The sequence below is a fragment of the Capnocytophaga endodontalis genome (genome assembly GCF_002209445.1).
Lineage (GTDB): Bacteria > Bacteroidota > Bacteroidia > Flavobacteriales > Flavobacteriaceae > Capnocytophaga > Capnocytophaga periodontitidis.
Map to the genome: position 1 here is coordinate 2,390,196 of NZ_CP022022.1, position 15,675 is coordinate 2,405,870.

At 41.8% G+C, this 15,675-nt stretch carries 17 protein-coding genes; 9 read left to right on the forward strand and 8 right to left on the reverse strand.

Annotated elements, in window-relative coordinates; genetic code table 11:
* Positions 1–14 precede the first annotated feature (14 nt).
* The 7 genes from CBG49_RS10785 to CBG49_RS16260 all read right to left on the reverse strand — a co-directional run bounded on the left by CBG49_RS10785 (position 15) and on the right by CBG49_RS16260 (position 6,542).
* On the reverse strand, positions 15–1,502 hold the full coding sequence (locus tag CBG49_RS10785) for a DUF3945 domain-containing protein (protein ID WP_088594469.1): 1,488 nt from the start codon (positions 1,500–1,502) through the stop codon (positions 15–17).
* 52 nt (positions 1,503–1,554) lie between these two features.
* Positions 1,555–1,896: a helix-turn-helix domain-containing protein gene (locus CBG49_RS10790; RefSeq protein WP_016479366.1), complete on the reverse strand. Its 342-nt coding sequence runs from the start codon at positions 1,894–1,896 to the stop codon at positions 1,555–1,557.
* Between the two features lie 63 nt (positions 1,897–1,959).
* The gene (locus tag CBG49_RS10795) at positions 1,960–4,038 is read right to left on the reverse strand and encodes a bifunctional DNA primase/helicase (protein ID WP_088594470.1); all 2,079 of its coding nucleotides are present in this window, start codon (positions 4,036–4,038) and stop codon (positions 1,960–1,962) included.
* Positions 4,010–4,420 (reverse strand): helix-turn-helix domain-containing protein, encoded by a 411-nt coding sequence (locus CBG49_RS10800; RefSeq protein WP_088594471.1) that lies wholly within the window; start codon positions 4,418–4,420, stop codon positions 4,010–4,012. Before CBG49_RS10800 ends, CBG49_RS10795 begins: the two co-directional genes overlap by 29 nt.
* Positions 4,421–4,645: 225 nt before the next feature.
* On the reverse strand, positions 4,646–5,536 hold the full coding sequence (locus tag CBG49_RS10805) for an IS1595 family transposase (protein WP_088594472.1): 891 nt from the start codon (positions 5,534–5,536) through the stop codon (positions 4,646–4,648).
* 180 nt (positions 5,537–5,716) lie between these two features.
* Positions 5,717–5,992, reverse strand: a complete 276-nt coding sequence (locus tag CBG49_RS16255; protein WP_088594473.1) for an RteC domain-containing protein — start codon at positions 5,990–5,992, stop codon at positions 5,717–5,719.
* Positions 5,993–6,002: 10 nt separating this feature from the next.
* A complete protein-coding gene (locus CBG49_RS16260; protein WP_088594474.1) occupies positions 6,003–6,542 on the reverse strand; it encodes an RteC domain-containing protein in 540 nt (179 codons plus the stop codon).
* Between the two features lie 486 nt (positions 6,543–7,028).
* Between CBG49_RS16260 and CBG49_RS10820 the strand changes: the two genes are divergently transcribed.
* The 4 genes from CBG49_RS10820 (at position 7,029) to CBG49_RS10835 (ending at position 10,611) form a co-directional block, all read left to right on the forward strand.
* Positions 7,029–7,658 carry a TetR/AcrR family transcriptional regulator gene (locus CBG49_RS10820; RefSeq protein ID WP_088594475.1) on the forward strand — a complete coding sequence of 210 codons (630 nt, stop codon included), beginning with the start codon at positions 7,029–7,031 and terminating at the stop codon, positions 7,656–7,658.
* 75 nt (positions 7,659–7,733) lie between these two features.
* A complete protein-coding gene (locus CBG49_RS10825) occupies positions 7,734–9,014 on the forward strand; it encodes a TolC family protein (protein WP_088594476.1) in 1,281 nt (426 codons plus the stop codon).
* The gene (locus CBG49_RS10830; RefSeq protein WP_088594477.1) at positions 9,011–9,940 is read left to right on the forward strand and encodes an HlyD family secretion protein; all 930 of its coding nucleotides are present in this window, start codon (positions 9,011–9,013) and stop codon (positions 9,938–9,940) included. Before CBG49_RS10825 ends, CBG49_RS10830 begins: the two co-directional genes overlap by 4 nt.
* 113 nt (positions 9,941–10,053) lie before the next feature.
* Positions 10,054–10,611: a hypothetical protein gene (locus tag CBG49_RS10835; RefSeq protein ID WP_088594478.1), complete on the forward strand. Its 558-nt coding sequence runs from the start codon at positions 10,054–10,056 to the stop codon at positions 10,609–10,611.
* Positions 10,612–10,619: 8 nt separating this feature from the next.
* Here the strand turns inward: CBG49_RS10835 and CBG49_RS10840 are convergent, their stop codons facing one another.
* Positions 10,620–10,949, reverse strand: a complete 330-nt coding sequence (locus CBG49_RS10840) for a DMT family transporter (RefSeq protein WP_009410711.1) — start codon at positions 10,947–10,949, stop codon at positions 10,620–10,622.
* A gap of 50 nt (positions 10,950–10,999) precedes the next feature.
* Here CBG49_RS10840 and CBG49_RS10845 point away from each other — a divergent pair, with 50 nt between their 5' ends.
* The 5 genes from CBG49_RS10845 (at position 11,000) to CBG49_RS10865 (ending at position 15,632) form a co-directional block, all read left to right on the forward strand.
* Positions 11,000–11,533 (forward strand): hypothetical protein, encoded by a 534-nt coding sequence (locus CBG49_RS10845; RefSeq protein WP_088594479.1) that lies wholly within the window; start codon positions 11,000–11,002, stop codon positions 11,531–11,533.
* 81 nt (positions 11,534–11,614) lie between these two features.
* A complete protein-coding gene (locus CBG49_RS10850; protein ID WP_088594480.1) occupies positions 11,615–12,520 on the forward strand; it encodes an ABC transporter ATP-binding protein in 906 nt (301 codons plus the stop codon).
* Positions 12,521–12,626: 106 nt separating this feature from the next.
* Positions 12,627–13,361 (forward strand): ABC transporter ATP-binding protein, encoded by a 735-nt coding sequence (locus tag CBG49_RS10855; protein ID WP_088594481.1) that lies wholly within the window; start codon positions 12,627–12,629, stop codon positions 13,359–13,361.
* 14 nt (positions 13,362–13,375) lie between these two features.
* On the forward strand, positions 13,376–14,506 hold the full coding sequence (locus CBG49_RS10860) for an ABC transporter permease (RefSeq protein ID WP_088594482.1): 1,131 nt from the start codon (positions 13,376–13,378) through the stop codon (positions 14,504–14,506).
* A 7-nt stretch (positions 14,507–14,513) separates the two neighbouring features.
* The gene (locus CBG49_RS10865; protein ID WP_088594483.1) at positions 14,514–15,632 is read left to right on the forward strand and encodes an ABC transporter permease; all 1,119 of its coding nucleotides are present in this window, start codon (positions 14,514–14,516) and stop codon (positions 15,630–15,632) included.
* The last annotated feature ends 43 nt before the right edge of the window (positions 15,633–15,675 follow it).

Consider the following 15,675-nt stretch of genomic DNA (forward strand, 5'->3'; position numbering starts at 1 on the left):
GTTAAAAATTAGAGTTATACTTTGAGTCCCTTGGACTTCTTAGCAGTTTCTTTTTGAGCTGTTTTTTCTGATTGCTTTTGAGGTTGTTTTTCTTCTTTGGCTTTAGAAGTTTCAGCTTTTTGTTTGGTAGAAGAAACTTTATCAGTAATGTCCTTTTGAGGATTGTTAAAGCTCATCTCTACCTTGCCTTTGTCCTTGTCAAAAGTAAAATAACCGCTATAAGTTTTACCTGCTTTGCTCTGTAAACCTTCTAAATAAACAGGATTACCCTTGCTCAGTTCCTTGTGTTGCTCTTCGGTAAGAGTTACTCCTCGTATGACTGTAGGAGCCTCAGTGAGTTTCTCTTGATTAGTAAGTTTAGGAGCTTTGTCTTCAAAGAGAAATTCCACATAACGCTTGTCGGCATTGAACTGCACGGTTGCGTTAAAAGGCTCTCCTTTTTTAGAGGTCATTCCCTCGACAAACAGAGGCTTGCCTTCTTTGAGCGTTTGTTTTTGCTCCTGGGAGAGTTTGACTCCTTTGATTTCATCGGGGACTTTGATGTGTTCACTGCGCAAGGCAATGATTTCATTGGTGAGCCTATCAATACTGATAATAGAAGGGATTTTTTCTCCTGTCTTGGTATTGGTAAGCTCAACTGTACGTCCCATATTTCCTGTGGTAAGCAGGTTCTTTTTATCCTCTTCTGAAAACTCGTGACCAAAGAAAGGATAATCCAATTGTGGTTCCTTACGCATCCCGTGAATGGCTACTGCTACTTTTCCATCAACTTCCCTTAGGGACAGACGAGCATCAAAACGGGTTACTGTAGAGCCTAAATTGAAACTAATAGGCACTAGTTCATTGGTTTTATAACCTTTTAAGAGGGGCTCTAATAGGTTCCTCTTCTCTAAAGACTCTCGACTCACCCCTAAGTTTTGTAACGTTTCCCAATCAATAGCATCAGGGTTGTACTTGAGTTCCTCTTGGGCAGGAGTACTTTGAGATTGTGCCTGAGCAGGAGCTTCTTGTGCTTGCGCTTGAACAGGAGCTTCAGGAGGGGTCTGAGGGGTCTGAGCCACGGTAGTCTCTCCTTCTTGTTTTAGAGTAGCTGCTTTTTGCTCTTTTTGAACATACTCTTGAGGAGAGACTTCGTACTTCTTGAGGTATTCCTTACCCTTTTCAGTGAGCTTTGCCAAATGGTTTTGGAGTTTTTCTATCGTATTTACCGATTTTTCTATCGGTATTTTAAAGAAAGAAAAACGAGAAGGGTTCTGGGCTTGGCGCATAAAGTTGCTAAAGAAATTAGACAGCATATTACCTTGCTTGTCTACTTTCATAAAGTCATCCAAGGATTTGCTGTCAGCAGGAGCCGTTTTTAACTCTCCTTTCTCATCAATTCCTTTTACAGCCTTAAGCTGTTTTTCTTCTTTGTCAAATACCAGTAGGATATCTGATAGTTGTTCATCCACTGGAATTTGATTGTCGTAATTTGCCGTATCGGCGTGTTGATTTTCTGCCATTATTTAAACATCTTTTTAATTTGGGGGTAAAATTACTCCCTTTGTAAGACGTTTAAGAGAGGTTGTCCTTTTTAGGCATAGTATTTCCGTTTTTGGCTTTTAAAGCTGTTACAGGCACACTGAAATGTTCTCGGATAAATTGATGTACATCCGAGAGCTTATAGTATATTTTGCCTGATATGGTATAATAAGGCAGTTTACCATTGGAGCGATACCTTTGCAGGGAACGTGCAGAGATTTTAAAGGTGAGCATCAAGTCTTGATTGTCCAAGAGTTCCTCACCATCCAAGCTGTTTTTGCGTTTTTCAGCTTTGTCTATTTGCTCTTTAAGCAAATCAAAACGATCCATAATGCGTTCCATCCACGCTATAAATTCTATTCTGTCGATTTCCATTTTTTATATTTGTTTAATACTTCGATTGTTAGGTCTTAATCTTAGAACACCTAAAAGTTCTTCTTATCCTTGTGAGTTCTTGTTATCCTCCAAAAGTTCTTTTAGCACACAGCCCATTCCTAAGAGTTGGTCATTACCCTCTTGAGGAACTAAAATGCCCATTTCCTTTAAGGTGCGGATATAACCTTTTGCGGTGCGTTCCTTTACATCAGTCCGTTTTTGAATTTCTATGTTCAGCTCTTGAACTGTCCACAAGGTTCGCTCTTTAAAAAGAGGAGAAACTAACGAGGCTAAGGTACTGGCTTTGTTGGGTTTTTGGTCTTCGTTTTTCTGATTGCCTACATAACTGTGCATTCCCAGTTCATTGTTCCATCTAAAAAGTATTTGTGGGGTGTCGCTAAGGCTGCCATTGCGGATTTTCATCGGTTTGACCGCTGAGATAGGACTGTTCTTCTCCCTTTCGATAGAAAGCACTGCCGTTGCTTTGCGTTGCAGTTCAGATCCTAAATGACCACGGAGTTTAAGTCCGCTGGGGGTGAGGTGTAACACGCATACGATACAGGTTTTGTAATTACCTGCCAAAAGGTAAAGCTCTTCTATGAGTTCCACACTTTCTTGCTCGTTATTCACAGCTCCAATAAGATCAGCTATGCCATCTATGACCACCAAATGCACTCCTGCACATTGGTAGTAAAAACTCTCCAAGCCCTCGCGAATGACCTTTAATCGCTCTCTGCGAGGGAGTTGGGTGAGGCAAAAGGCGTGTAGCAAATCAGGAAGAGAGGTTAGTTTAGCTCTTCTAAGTAGCTTGCTGATGTTTTGATAGAGCTGGTCTTGAGACTGTTCTGTATCGAAAAATAGCACCACTTTATCTTTGGGACAAGGCAGTAGCGTTGTGCCCAATGTGTCAATAGGAAGGTTCTTACTGTTAAGACAACCTGCAATGAGGGCACTTACATAATGACTTTTGCCTGTACCTTCGCCTCCTGTAATACCCAATAAACTACTCTGTACTCCTACAGGAGTTTTGCCAATGGCAATGATGGTCTCTTGTTTTTGGGGAGGTTTATCCCATTGGATTTCGCAGTTTTTAAGTAGGGATAGGCTTTCTTCATAGTGTTTGCTAAGGGTCTGATAAAAGAGTTGCAATAGGTCTCTACCCGTTTTACCTTGCGCAAAATAATCGGATATATCTTTATCCTTTTTAGTACCTGAAATAGGTAAGACCAAACGAAATACTTCTAAAGGTGCTAATTGGGCTTGTTGCTCTAAAGAGGCTCTTTTACCTGTTTCGTCGCTATCGAACAAAAGGACTAAATGTCGGAATCGCATTTTTAGCTTTTGGAGTTTTTGTAAAGGAATGTGGGCTGTTTCGCTATTGAAACAGATAGCCGAAAAGCCCCTGCTGGCTAAGCTCATTACATCTTTTTCTCCTGCAGTGATAAAGAGAATGTCGCCTTGTAGAGGTAGCTGAGACTCACCAAAGCAATAGTTTTCGGGGTTACCTCCATAGAGAAAGCGCAGTTTAGAAAAGGGACGATAGACCTTTAAATGCCTTTTAAAAAGGTAAGCAAACATCCACTCATTATAGGTGGAGGTGATAGTGTAAGGTTTGCCGTCTTTATTGGTGCTTGAATAGCTTTGCAGAGAGATCACGTTGTATTTGTTTAGGATTTCTTGGGTGATGCCGTATTTCTGCCAATAGGCTAATTCTTCTTGGGTAAAAGGTTTTTGGGTAAATTGATAAGAGATAGATTTTTTGGTTTCTGAGGTAGTACTTCCTAAGGTGATGGTGGGAGGTATTTGAGGTTTTTGTGTAATTATAGAGGTGGATTCCTCTAAACCCAGATGTAAATCTTGATTGATAATTTTTAGGATTTCGATAAAGTCAGAGGCATTTCGGCAGTCCAATTGATAGAGGTAACCTACTAAGAAAAAACAGTCACCCCTGAAAGTATCGTTGCCAAAATCTTTCATCTTATAAATCCCCTGTCTGTCCTTATAGATATTGCAGGAAGCATTTTTATCATCATAGAAAGGGTTTTTAAAGTTTTTACCTACCCGCCAGCTGCCTTGTAGATAGTGCTGGAAGACCTGTAGTCCTCCTTCGGTTCTACTTAAAATATCTTGCTTTTTCAACATAACCTTTGGCTTTTTGAGTGAGGGATTGCAGGTAGCTTTCAGTGTTTTCTACCGATTGACTGATAAGGAGTTTGCGAATGCTTCCCAAAGTATAGAAATACTGTCCATAGATTTTGGAGTAGGTGATTTCATTGCGTTTGCGCATTCGCCATAGGGTTTTCTCACTTAGGTGGAGATATTGACAGATTTCTTTTTGGTTGAGCCACAAACTATCCCACTCAATAGGCTCCTGCTTGAGTTGGTTTTCAATGCTTTGGAGTTGCTCCATAAGGGCTTTCCAAGCAGATTCTTCAATGGTGATTAAATTCATTGCGTATAGGGTTAAATTCTCGGCGGCAAAGTTCTGACAAATACCAAACATAAACTGCCAAGTACTACCCATTGAAATGTGCATTTTAACGCAGTTGAAGTGATTTTTATTTATTACGTTGATTGTAAAGAGATTAATAGGTATTTTGGAAGATATTAGAGATGCTTATAGGAAGAAATGTCTAAAAAATACCAATGGGCTATAATGGGCTTTTTTGAGAAATGGAGGAAAAAGTGTGTTTAGGGAGTTTCTATAGAAGAGTTAAATTGAAAATAATAAATATATTGAGGTCTCTATTTAATTACATACTAATTGACTTTGGAAAACGGGAGAACGCTCTACAACTCTTTTCATTAATTTGTTAAAAATAGTATCTTTATTTTGTGAGCGATTAATTCTAAAACTGTATTCCGCTAAATATCGGTCTATGTTAAATTCTGATACCCAAGAATATATACCTCGTATCCAAGACTTTACTTGATGTATTATCTTATGTAATGTAGGAAAATTCTTCCCATTATTACTAGGAATTTGAGTTATATCAAAGTCTTTTATAGGTTTATATCCTTTCCATTCGTCAGTAGTGACTTGTGCTGTTTTACTAATGTGCTTATCAAATATTGTTCGTAATGATTTTGAGGAAAAATCAGGTATTTTTAGTGCGTAAAAGCGCTTTACTTTGCCTCGGTCAGTAAGTTCCATTGCACAAAGAACTTTCTTTTTCTTTGTGTCATAGCTTCTACCTTGTTTTCCTTCCTCTTTTCCTCCTATGGTAAATTCATCAACCTGCACTCTATCACTCAATTTGTGCAATTCACTGGATTTCATAGCTTCACGGACTTTTTGCATAAAATAATGTGCTGTCTGACGACTAATTTCATAACGACGAGCAACTTGTGAAGCTGATAGACCTTTAGTTGTTGTTGTCATTTCGAAACATATAAAAAATGCTTTACGCAACCCAAATTTTAGTCTATGAAAAAGTGTTCCAGCAGTAGGACTTTCCGTATCTCCACAGATATTACAGGTACGTGAAAAATCTTTTCTGACTTGATATTTTTTATGACCACATTTGCGACAGCAATATCCATCTTCCCATTTTAAAGAAGCTAGATATTCTTCGCAATCTAAGTCAGTTTTAAAGCGTTCAGTAAACTCTAAGAGGTTTTGTCCTTTAAATAATTCCATAATACATTAATTTTCAGAGTGTAAATATATGAAATTATTTTGACACCTCAATAAATATAATTGAAAATAATGAATATAATATTTGATTATAAATCTTTCTCCCTAAAAAAGGGAAACTATCTATTTCCCTAAAAAACTGATTAAACAATGTTTAAACGTTTTTATTTGAAGTTAGCAAAACTACTTTTGATCGGAGTTGTTTATATGATCTAGTAAAGCCGCTTTTAAAGCATCGAGGAAAGGTGTAAGGTTTTTTGAACGTCCTTTCATACGATGAAAAGTGTGATACAAATCTCCCAATTCTACCTTGAAGAGCTTTTCAAATACCGCAGTTAGCTTCTTGATAGAAACTTTTCCTGATGAAATGCGATTGGTAGCATACAAACCATAGATTAGCTCTATGAGCTCGGTCTTTTGCCCTGTCCATTCTAAGAGATTTAGAATTTCTAAAGACATATTTTCTTCTTCACGAGTACGAAAAAAAAAGATAATCGGAGAGTTCCTTAGCAGCTCCTATCTTAGCAACTTCAAAGCTACAACAAGTAGAAAAGGCTCCATCAAAAGAAAACAAATACCCCTCATTGCTTTGAGGAAGGTAGTCGTAATTGCGAGTAAAATACTCTACATCACGATTGGTTCTTCCTAAAGCAATGTAGCTGAAGAAATCGGTTGCTTCTAAAGTCTCTGACTCTTTAAACCATTGGGCTTCTTTGTGTTTTAGAAACTTTTTAGCAGCCTCAGTAGAGAGTAAAGTTGCTTTACTTTCTATCTGGTAGATCTCATTGTAGAAAATGAGTCTGCTAACCATTTGAGGTTGTACCTCGCGGAAGAAATGTATCTCTTCTGTTTGGTCCGTAAAACCTCGTTGCTGTACCTCTTCCTTAGCCTCCTTTAAGAGGTCTTTTAGGAACTGTACCATTTCTAAAGATTCTTTAACCACGGCGGATCCATCCAGCGTGATTTGGCGTTCTCTTAGAGCCAACTGATTCAAAATTTGCTGAAACATAAATTAAATATTAAATTTATTGCGCTATATTAGGAAAAAACAATAACATACACAAATTTGAAATTTTCTTCGTTTTTTTAACAGCTGACTTGCAAGGGATTTACTGATAGCCCTACACAAACGTGCGTTGTTGCACGGGTGTTTATAAACACCCGTGCAACAACGCACGTTTGTGGGTGCAAAGGTAAAATTTTTTGTTTATATTGTCAAGATGTTGTACCTTTGCACCCAGAAGTTACTGAGAAAATAGGTATAATCAAATGAAATAAGAACCATTACTAAATCGTTACCTACTCTTATTGTAATTCCTGTATCTTCTTTATTTTGAATAGATTATAAAAGTAGTTTCAATTTTTATAAAAAATCTCACTCCTCTTATCAAACTTATTACCTCATTCAATAAATATACAATTAACAAAAATTTAACATCAACCATTTGGTTAATACAAATGTTTAATATAATTTTGCCCCCGAAATAGAATTACAATGAGTAACACTAAAGACACATCCACTGAAGATCGCATCAAAGCTGCTGCCCGCAAAGTATTTCACCAGAAGGGCTATGCAGGCACTCGCACCCGTGATATTGCCGAAGAAGCAGGTATCAATCACGCGATGCTCAACTATTATTTCCGCAGTAAAGAAAAACTCTTTGAGATTGTAATGATGGAAACAATGGCGCATTTCTTTCAAGGAGTAGGTACTATCCTCAACGATGAGAGTACCTCTTTAGAAGAGAAAATAGAGCGCGTAGTGGCTAACTATATCGATTTGCTCTTGGAAGAACCTGAATTACCGACCTTTATGTTCAACGAGGTGCGTGCTAATCCTGAACCTTTTGTCGCCAATACCCCTATTATTCAAGCGTTAGAGCACTCGGTCTTAGCCCAGCAATACGCCGAAGCTGTAGCACAAGGGCGAATCACCGAACCTAACCTCATACACACGGTGCTTAACGTCATAAGTTTAGTGATATTCCCTTTCATCGCCCAGCCTATCTTTACCGCCCTAAGCAGAACCGACAAAGAGGCGTATAAAGTCCTAATGCTCCAGCGAAAAACCCTTATCCCACAATGGATTAAAGCGATATTGTTCCTCCCAAATAGGGCTGAATAAAGAGGAGATACATTTTTTTATTCATAAACTAACCAAATGGTTAAACATACTGTATAACGTAAACAACATCTATATATGAGATTCATAGCATTACTTTTGCTCTTCCCAACGATAGCCTTCGCTCAAGAAACGATTACCTTGGAGGACTGCTATCGTCTTACTCGTGAGAACTACCCTACCATCAAAAAGCTCGATTTGGTAGCCAAAACCGAAGGCTATACCCTTGCCAATGCCAATCGTGCTTACCTCCCACAGGTCTCTATCCTAGGGCAAGCCACTTACCAGTCGGAAGTAACCGACCTCTCTAAAACCATTGTAGGAGCACTCCCACTGCCTCCTAACGTCTCTTTGCCTACTATCGACAAGGAGCAATACAAGGTGGTGGGCGAAGTGAGCCAACTCCTATACGGGGGTGGTGCGATTCACAGTCAGAAGGCTATTGCCAAAGCTCAAAGTGCCGTGCAAGCACAAGCGGTCGAAACCCAATTGTACACCCTAAAACAACGTGTGAGCAACCTATATTTTGGGGTATTACTCATCAATGCCCAGTTATCGCAAAACCGCCTCAATATCGAAACGCTTGAGTCGCAACTTAAGAAGGCGGAAGTAGCCCTAAAAAACGGCACGACCCTCCCCAGCAATGTAGACGAGCTTAAAGCCGAAATTCTCCGTGTAAGAATGCAAACCACCGAGTACGAAGCTACCCAAGCTACCTATTTGCAAATGCTGTCTACTTTCATAGGCAAAGAGCTCACCAACGCTTCCCAGCTCGCACAGCCTGCGCCTCAATCCCAGTCTCAAAGCGTAAGTACCGAAATTTTTCGTCCTGAACTCAAAGGATTTCAGCTACAGGAATCGTTACTTAAAGCCCAAGAAAAACAGCTCAATAGCGAATATATACCTAAGCTCAGTGCGTTTTTTCAAGGTGGTTACGGGCGTCCCACACTCAATATGCTCAGCAACCAAGCGGATTTCTACTACATCACAGGGCTTCGTTTGCAGTGGAATCTAAGTCCGCTATACAACTTATCGAGCAAGAGACATATTTTGCACCTGAACCGCGAAAGCCTCATAGCCGACCGCCAAGCCTTCTTGCTCAACACAAAACTCGAACTCACTCAGCAGTCTGAGCAACTCAAAAAGCTACAAAAGCTCATAGAACAAGATGAAGCATCGGTAACCCTGCGCCATTCCGTCGCCAAAGCAGCCGAAGTACAATTAGATAACGGGGTTATCACCACTCACGAATACTTGCAGAAAGTCAATGCTTGGCATCTTGCCCAGCAAACTCTTATCCTGCACCAAATACAACTCCTCCAAGCTCAAGAAAATCATCAATTAATTACAGGAAAATGAAAAAGATAGCACTTATTACCACATTGATAGCTTTAATAGCTTGCAATAATAAGAACAAATTCGACGCTTCTGGCAACTTCGAAGCCGACGAAGTCATTGTTTCTGCCCAACAGACAGGGCAACTCATCGACTACGATGTAGAAGAAGGCAAAACTCTTACCGAAGGTCAAAAGGTCGGTCAGATAAACGTCGCCCTTCTCAAGATACAGAAAGAGCAGGTGGAAGCCACTATTGCCTCACTCAAAGAGAAAACCCAAAACCCTGCCGACCAGGTGGCGCTCATTCGTAGCCAACTCGAAGTACAGCGCGCACAACTCGCCCAACAGGAACGTGAGCTTACGCGTACACAGAACTTAGTACGTGGTGGGGCTGCCACACAAAAGCAATTGGACGACCTCTCCGCCCTCATCGAACAGCTTCGCAAGCAGATAGCCGTAACCGAAAACCAACTCAAGGTCAGTCTCACCAACATCAATACCCAGAACCGCAACGTGCTCAGCCAAGAAGCCCCCTTGCAAAAGAATGCTCAGGCTGTTCAAGAGCAAATCAATCAAGGAGAAATCATCAATCCCATTACGGGCACTGTGCTTACTAACTACGCTCTAAAAGGAGAAATGCAGACGTTCGGAAAGCCTCTCTATAAAATCGCCAATACCGACGTACTAACCCTAAAAGCCTACATCACCGGTGACCAACTATCTCAAATCAAATTAGGACAGCAAGTTACCGTGCGCACCGATGCCGGAAAAGGCGAATACCGCACCTATCAAGGCGAAATTATCTGGATATCCCAAAAGAGCGAGTTCACCCCCAAAACGATTCAAACCAAATCCGAACGCACCAACCTTGTATACGCCATCAAGATAAAGGTTAAAAACGACGGCTTTTTAAAGATAGGAATGTACGGAGAAGTGCTATTCAAATAACCTCGCTCTACACCCCCCGCTGGCGCGAGCCTGTGGCTCGTGTCTATCAAGAATAGAGCTTGTAGCTCATATTCTTAGCACATTTTTTGTAGCTTACTAACAAATACAACCCTATGTTAAAGAAATACGACAAAGTAATAGCAACGGTTTTCGCCCTGCTTACCATAGTTTTTATAGTAGTCTTTCTCACTAATGACTCCTTTTTTGAGTGGACTTTTGCACGGCATCACAATATATTGAGCTGGTATGTCCGTCCACTCTTTATCGTGCCTATGGTGTATTTTGCTTTGAGGAAATCGTATGCAGGAGTGTCATTGAGTATCTTTTGCCTATTTACTAGTATGTTTTGGTTCCCCACTCCACAACAAACCGACCCTAAGGTGCTCGGCTTTTTAGCCTACGAAATGGACTATCTCAAAGGCACGTGGGACACAAAAAAGATACTTTTCTCACTAAGTGTACCGCTCTTTTTCTATCTGTTGATAGTCTCAGCGTGGAAGAGAAAATGGCGCTTATTGCTCTACACCGTAGTGTTAGCAGCGCTTTTAAAACTATTATGGAGCGTGGTGAGTAGTGGTGCAAGCGGTTGGTCAGTAGCCAAACCCGCTCTTGTAGGACTGGTGATATGCGTAGTATTTATTTTGATAACAAGAAGAAAAGACAAAAAATAAAAGAAAAATCAGTGTCCATTTGCCTTTGAAAAGAGATTAATCACCACCACCCCAGCGATGATAAGCAGGGAACCCAATACAAAAGGTAGGTCTATTTTATTTTTGAAAACAAGAATACTCACAATGGCTGTCAGTACAATCCCTACCCCCGACCAGATAGCGTAGGCCACCCCCAGTGGAATATTCTTGAGAGCTAAGGATAAAAAATAAAAACAAACACCATAAGACAACAGTGAGCCTACAGCGAACAACCACTTAGTAAACCCTTCCGATTTACCTAAAAGAGCAGTGGCTAAGACCTCTAAAACAATCGCTAAAGTGAGGTATAGGTAATGCATATAAGTATAGTATCTAAATTCGTGGCAAAAATATAACAATTTTACTGAAAATGAAATTAAAACTCATAGAACACATAAAGCTTACCAAAGAGCTTGTAGACCGAGAACACTTTTTCTCTGTGGGCTATTGCGAAGCAATCGAAACCCATTTGATGAAAGTACTTGTAAGTTGGGTAGCAGGCTATGAACGCTATTACCGCATAAGTGCCGACGATTACGCATCGTTCGAAGAAGATCGTCCTGCATTCTACGAATTGTACAAAAACGAGCTCGGTGAGGATAACGAATGCTTTACTCAGAAGTTTATGGGGTCGCAAGCTCTACGCGATTACGACGGTCGTAAGAACTTTCAGACGTGTTATTCCTCAAAGGAAATGAACTCTTTTGGGCATTATGCCTATTGCAACGGAGTACTATATGCTCAAATCCTCTGGGACAAAGGCACGGTATATATCCCCCCTTTCCAAAAAGTAAAAACCGCCAACGGCGAGTGGGACTATCCCTTGAGAAAAGATTGTTACATAGAAAAAGACCCCGAAGGCAAAGACCTCTGCTTTTGCCTTGATACAGAAAACGAAAAATGATCACCCTGCTGGCGCGAGCTTGTAGCTCGTGCCTACCAAGAAAAGAGCTTGTAGCTCATTGATAAATCACTAAATCAACAAATGACAAGCATAAGTATACATAACCTCAGCAAGTCCTATGGCGATACCCGTGCCGTGCAACACCTTTCCTTAGAAGTTAAAAAAAGCGAACTCTTTGGGCTCATAGGTCCCGATGGGGCGGGCAAAACCACTATCTTTCGTATGCTCACCACACTCCTATTGCCTGATGAAGGCACTGCAACCATTGAGGGCTGGGATATCGTTAAGGATTATAAGGAAATCCGCAAGCACGTGGGCTATATGCCTGGGCGCTTCTCTCTGTACCAAGATCTCACTGTCGAAGAGAACCTCTCCTTCTTCGCTACCGTTTTTGGTACGACTATCGCCGAAAATTACGACCTTATCAAAGATATTTACGAGCAGATAAAGCCCTTCAGCAACCGCCGCGCGGGCAAGCTCTCAGGCGGAATGAAGCAGAAGTTAGCCCTATGTTGTGCCCTCATTCACAAGCCCAAAGTCCTTTTGTTAGACGAACCCACCACGGGGGTAGATGTGGTTTCGCGCAAAGAGTTCTGGGAGATGCTGAAGAAACTAAAGGAGCAAGGCATCAGCATACTCGTTTCCACCCCTTATATGGACGAAGCCAGCCTATGCGACCGCATAGCCTTAATACAATCAGGCAAGGTACTTTCCACCAGCACCCCCGAGCAAATCATCGCCCAGTACCCCACCGCACTCTATGCTATCAAGGCTCCCGACCTGTACGCACTGCTCCAGCACCTGCGCGAGCACCCCAACATTGATAGCTGTTACCCCTTTGGCGAGTACCTACACATTACTCTCAAGGAAAACACCAACATTCCCATATTCGAGCAACAGCTGAAAACTACCTTCCTCCACCTCGAATGGAAAGCCATTACCCCTACCATCGAGGACAGTTTTATAAGATTAATGGAAGCAAATTGAAACAATATTTATCACCTTTCCGGATTGTCCCCCTTCGGGGAAGTCTGCGACAGCAGAGTATGTGTGGGGGTAATTTGCTAATTTTTACATTTGCTAATTTAATAAGATGTACGCAATACACTGTCATAACCTAACAAAGCAATTCGGCGATTTTAAAGCCGTAAACAACATTTCCCTTACCGTTGAAAAAGGCGAAATCTTCGGCTTCCTCGGTGCCAATGGTGCGGGAAAAACCACCGCTATACGCATCTTCTGCGGACTCTCCTACCCTACTTCGGGCGAGGCTACCGTAGCGGGCTTCGATGTTTACCGCGAGCAAGAGCAGATTAAAAAGCACATCGGCTATATGAGTCAGAAGTTTTCGCTCTACGACAACCTCACCGTGCAGGAAAACATCACTTTTTACGGAGGGGTCTATGGCTTGAGTCGCAAGGAAATCAAAACCCGCAGTACCGACCTTATTACCAAGCTTGGCTTGGAGGCAGAAGCCAACAAACTCGTAGGGTCGCTACCACTGGGCTGGAAACAGAAGCTCGCTTTCTCGGTGGCTATCTTCCATCGTCCCGAAATCGTATTCCTCGACGAGCCCACCGGTGGTGTAGACCCCATCACGCGCCGACAGTTCTGGGATATGATATACGAAGCCTCCGCACAGGGCATCACCGTATTCGTTACCACCCACTATATGGACGAAGCCGAATACTGCCACCGCATCAGCATAATGGTAGACGGCAAAGTGGAAGCAATGGATACGCCCACCCACCTTAAATCACAGTTTAACACTCATTCAATGGACGAGGTGTTCTACCAACTCGCCCGTAAAGCAAAACGTAATGAATAACCCCGTAGGGGCGAATGGCAATTCGCCCATCATTAGATATGAAACAGCTCATCGCCTTTATACGCAAGGAATTCTATCACGTATTCCGCGACCGTCGCACGCTATTGATACTCTTTGGTATCCCCATAGCGCAGATTATCCTTTTCGGTCAAGCCCTCAGCAGCGAGGTCAAGAATATCGGTATCGCTGTATTAGATGAGGCAAACAACACTTATAGCCAAGAAATCACACACCGCTTGCAGGCAAGTCCGTATTTTAAGCTGAAAGACCCTCTGTTCCGTTACGACCAAGTAGAAGACCAATTCAAGCGTGGCACGATAAAAGCTGCGCTCATCTTCCCTCCCGATTTTGGCAAAGACCTCTACACCTCCAGTGGTACCTCGCTACAACTCATCACCGATGGGAGTGACCCCAATACGGCTAAAACGGTGCAAAACTACTTCTCAACTATGGTAGCGAGCTATCAGCAAGAGCTGAACCCTGCTGTACAACTACCCTACCAGATAACCGTTGAAAACCGAATGCTGTACAACGAGGAGCAGAATGGCTCTATGAACTTCGTCCCTGGGGTGATTGCACTCGTCTTTATGATAGTGAGCACTGCACTTACCTCGGTAGCGGTGGTGCGCGAAAAAGAGTTAGGCACTATGGAAATCCTTTTGGTATCGCCTTTCAAACCTATAATGATACTCATTGCCAAAGCCGTGCCTTACCTTATTCTCTCGCTCATCAACTTCACCGTGATACTCCTGCTATCGGTCTATATGCTCGATGTCCCTATACGTGGCAATCTGCTGTTGCTGTACGCCGAAAGCACCTTGTTTATCATCATCTGTTTGTCGTTGGGGCTACTCATATCCACCGTTACCGCTTCACAGCAGACGGCTATGCTCATCGCTATGATGGGAATGATGCTCCCTACGGCTTTCTTTACCGGCTTTATGTTTCCCATAGAGAATATGCCCCTTATCTTTCAGGGAATATCCAAAGTCTTCCCCTCAAGTTACTACTACGCTATCGTGAAGAAAGTAATGCTCAAGGGATTAGATTTCACTTACGTATGGAAAGAAACGCTGATATTAATAGCAATGGCGGTAATTTTCTTAAGCCTTGCAATGAAGAAGTTTAAGATTAGATTACAATAAAGAAGAAATGAAAACCTTATCATTTATACTCCAAAAAGAATTTAAGCAGATATTCCGAGATAAGACCATCTTGGCAATGATGCTTGTGGCGCCTATGATGCAGCTGATTATACTGCCTTTGGTTGCCAATTTCGATGTGAAGAACATCAACCTTGTGTATATCGACCACGACCAGAGTCCTTATTCGCACGAGCTCATACAGAAGATTACTGCGTCAGGGTACTTTAAACTCGTAGATGCTCCTTTCTCTTATAAGGAAGGTGTCGCCCTGATAGAAGACGGCAAAGCTGATGTAGTTTTGGAAGTGCCCGAAGGTTTTGAGCGCAACCTCGTACGCGAAGGAAAGCAGACACTCGGTCTCTCTATCGATGCAATAAACGGTAGCAAGTCGTCCTTAGGGGGAGCCTATTTGCTTTCGGTAATACGTGAGTTCAACACCCAACTCGATGTAAATGTAAAAACACCTCAGCGCATAGGTAATATAGCCAAAATCAGGGTGGAGAGTACCGATTGGTACAATCCCTATATGCAATATACGCGCTATATTGTTCCAGGCATTTTAGCCATATTACTCACTATTATCGGGGGCTTTCTTTCAGCTCTCAATGTAGTCAAAGAAAAGGAAATAGGCACTATCGAGCAGATTAATGTAACGCCTATCAAGAAGTGGCAGTTTATCTTAGGCAAGCTCATTCCCTTTTTGGTAGTAGGACTCATTCTCTTTACCTTGGGGCTTGTGGTGATGTATGTATTCTATGGTATCTTCCCCGCAGGAAATCTACTCACCTTATACGCCTTTGCGATAATGTACCTCATCGCAATTCTCGGCTTCGGACTTCTAGTTTCCACCTATGCCGATTCACAGTTGCAAGCTATGTTTATCGCCTATTTCTTTATAATGATATTCCTTTTGATGAGTGGTTTCCTCACCAGTGTAGACAGTATGCCCGCGTGGAGCCGACAGGTGAGTAATGCTATTCCGGTAACCCATTTTGTGAATGCTGTCCGCTTAATTGTGCTCAAAGGCAGTAGTTTTGCACAGCTCAGTACTGAGTTCTTATATTTGGTAGGCTTTGCAATACTGCTGAACAGCTGGGCAATTTGGAACTATAAGAAAACGAGTTAAGATAGGAGGCAATGGCAATTCGCCAAGTTAGTAAGCAAATAGA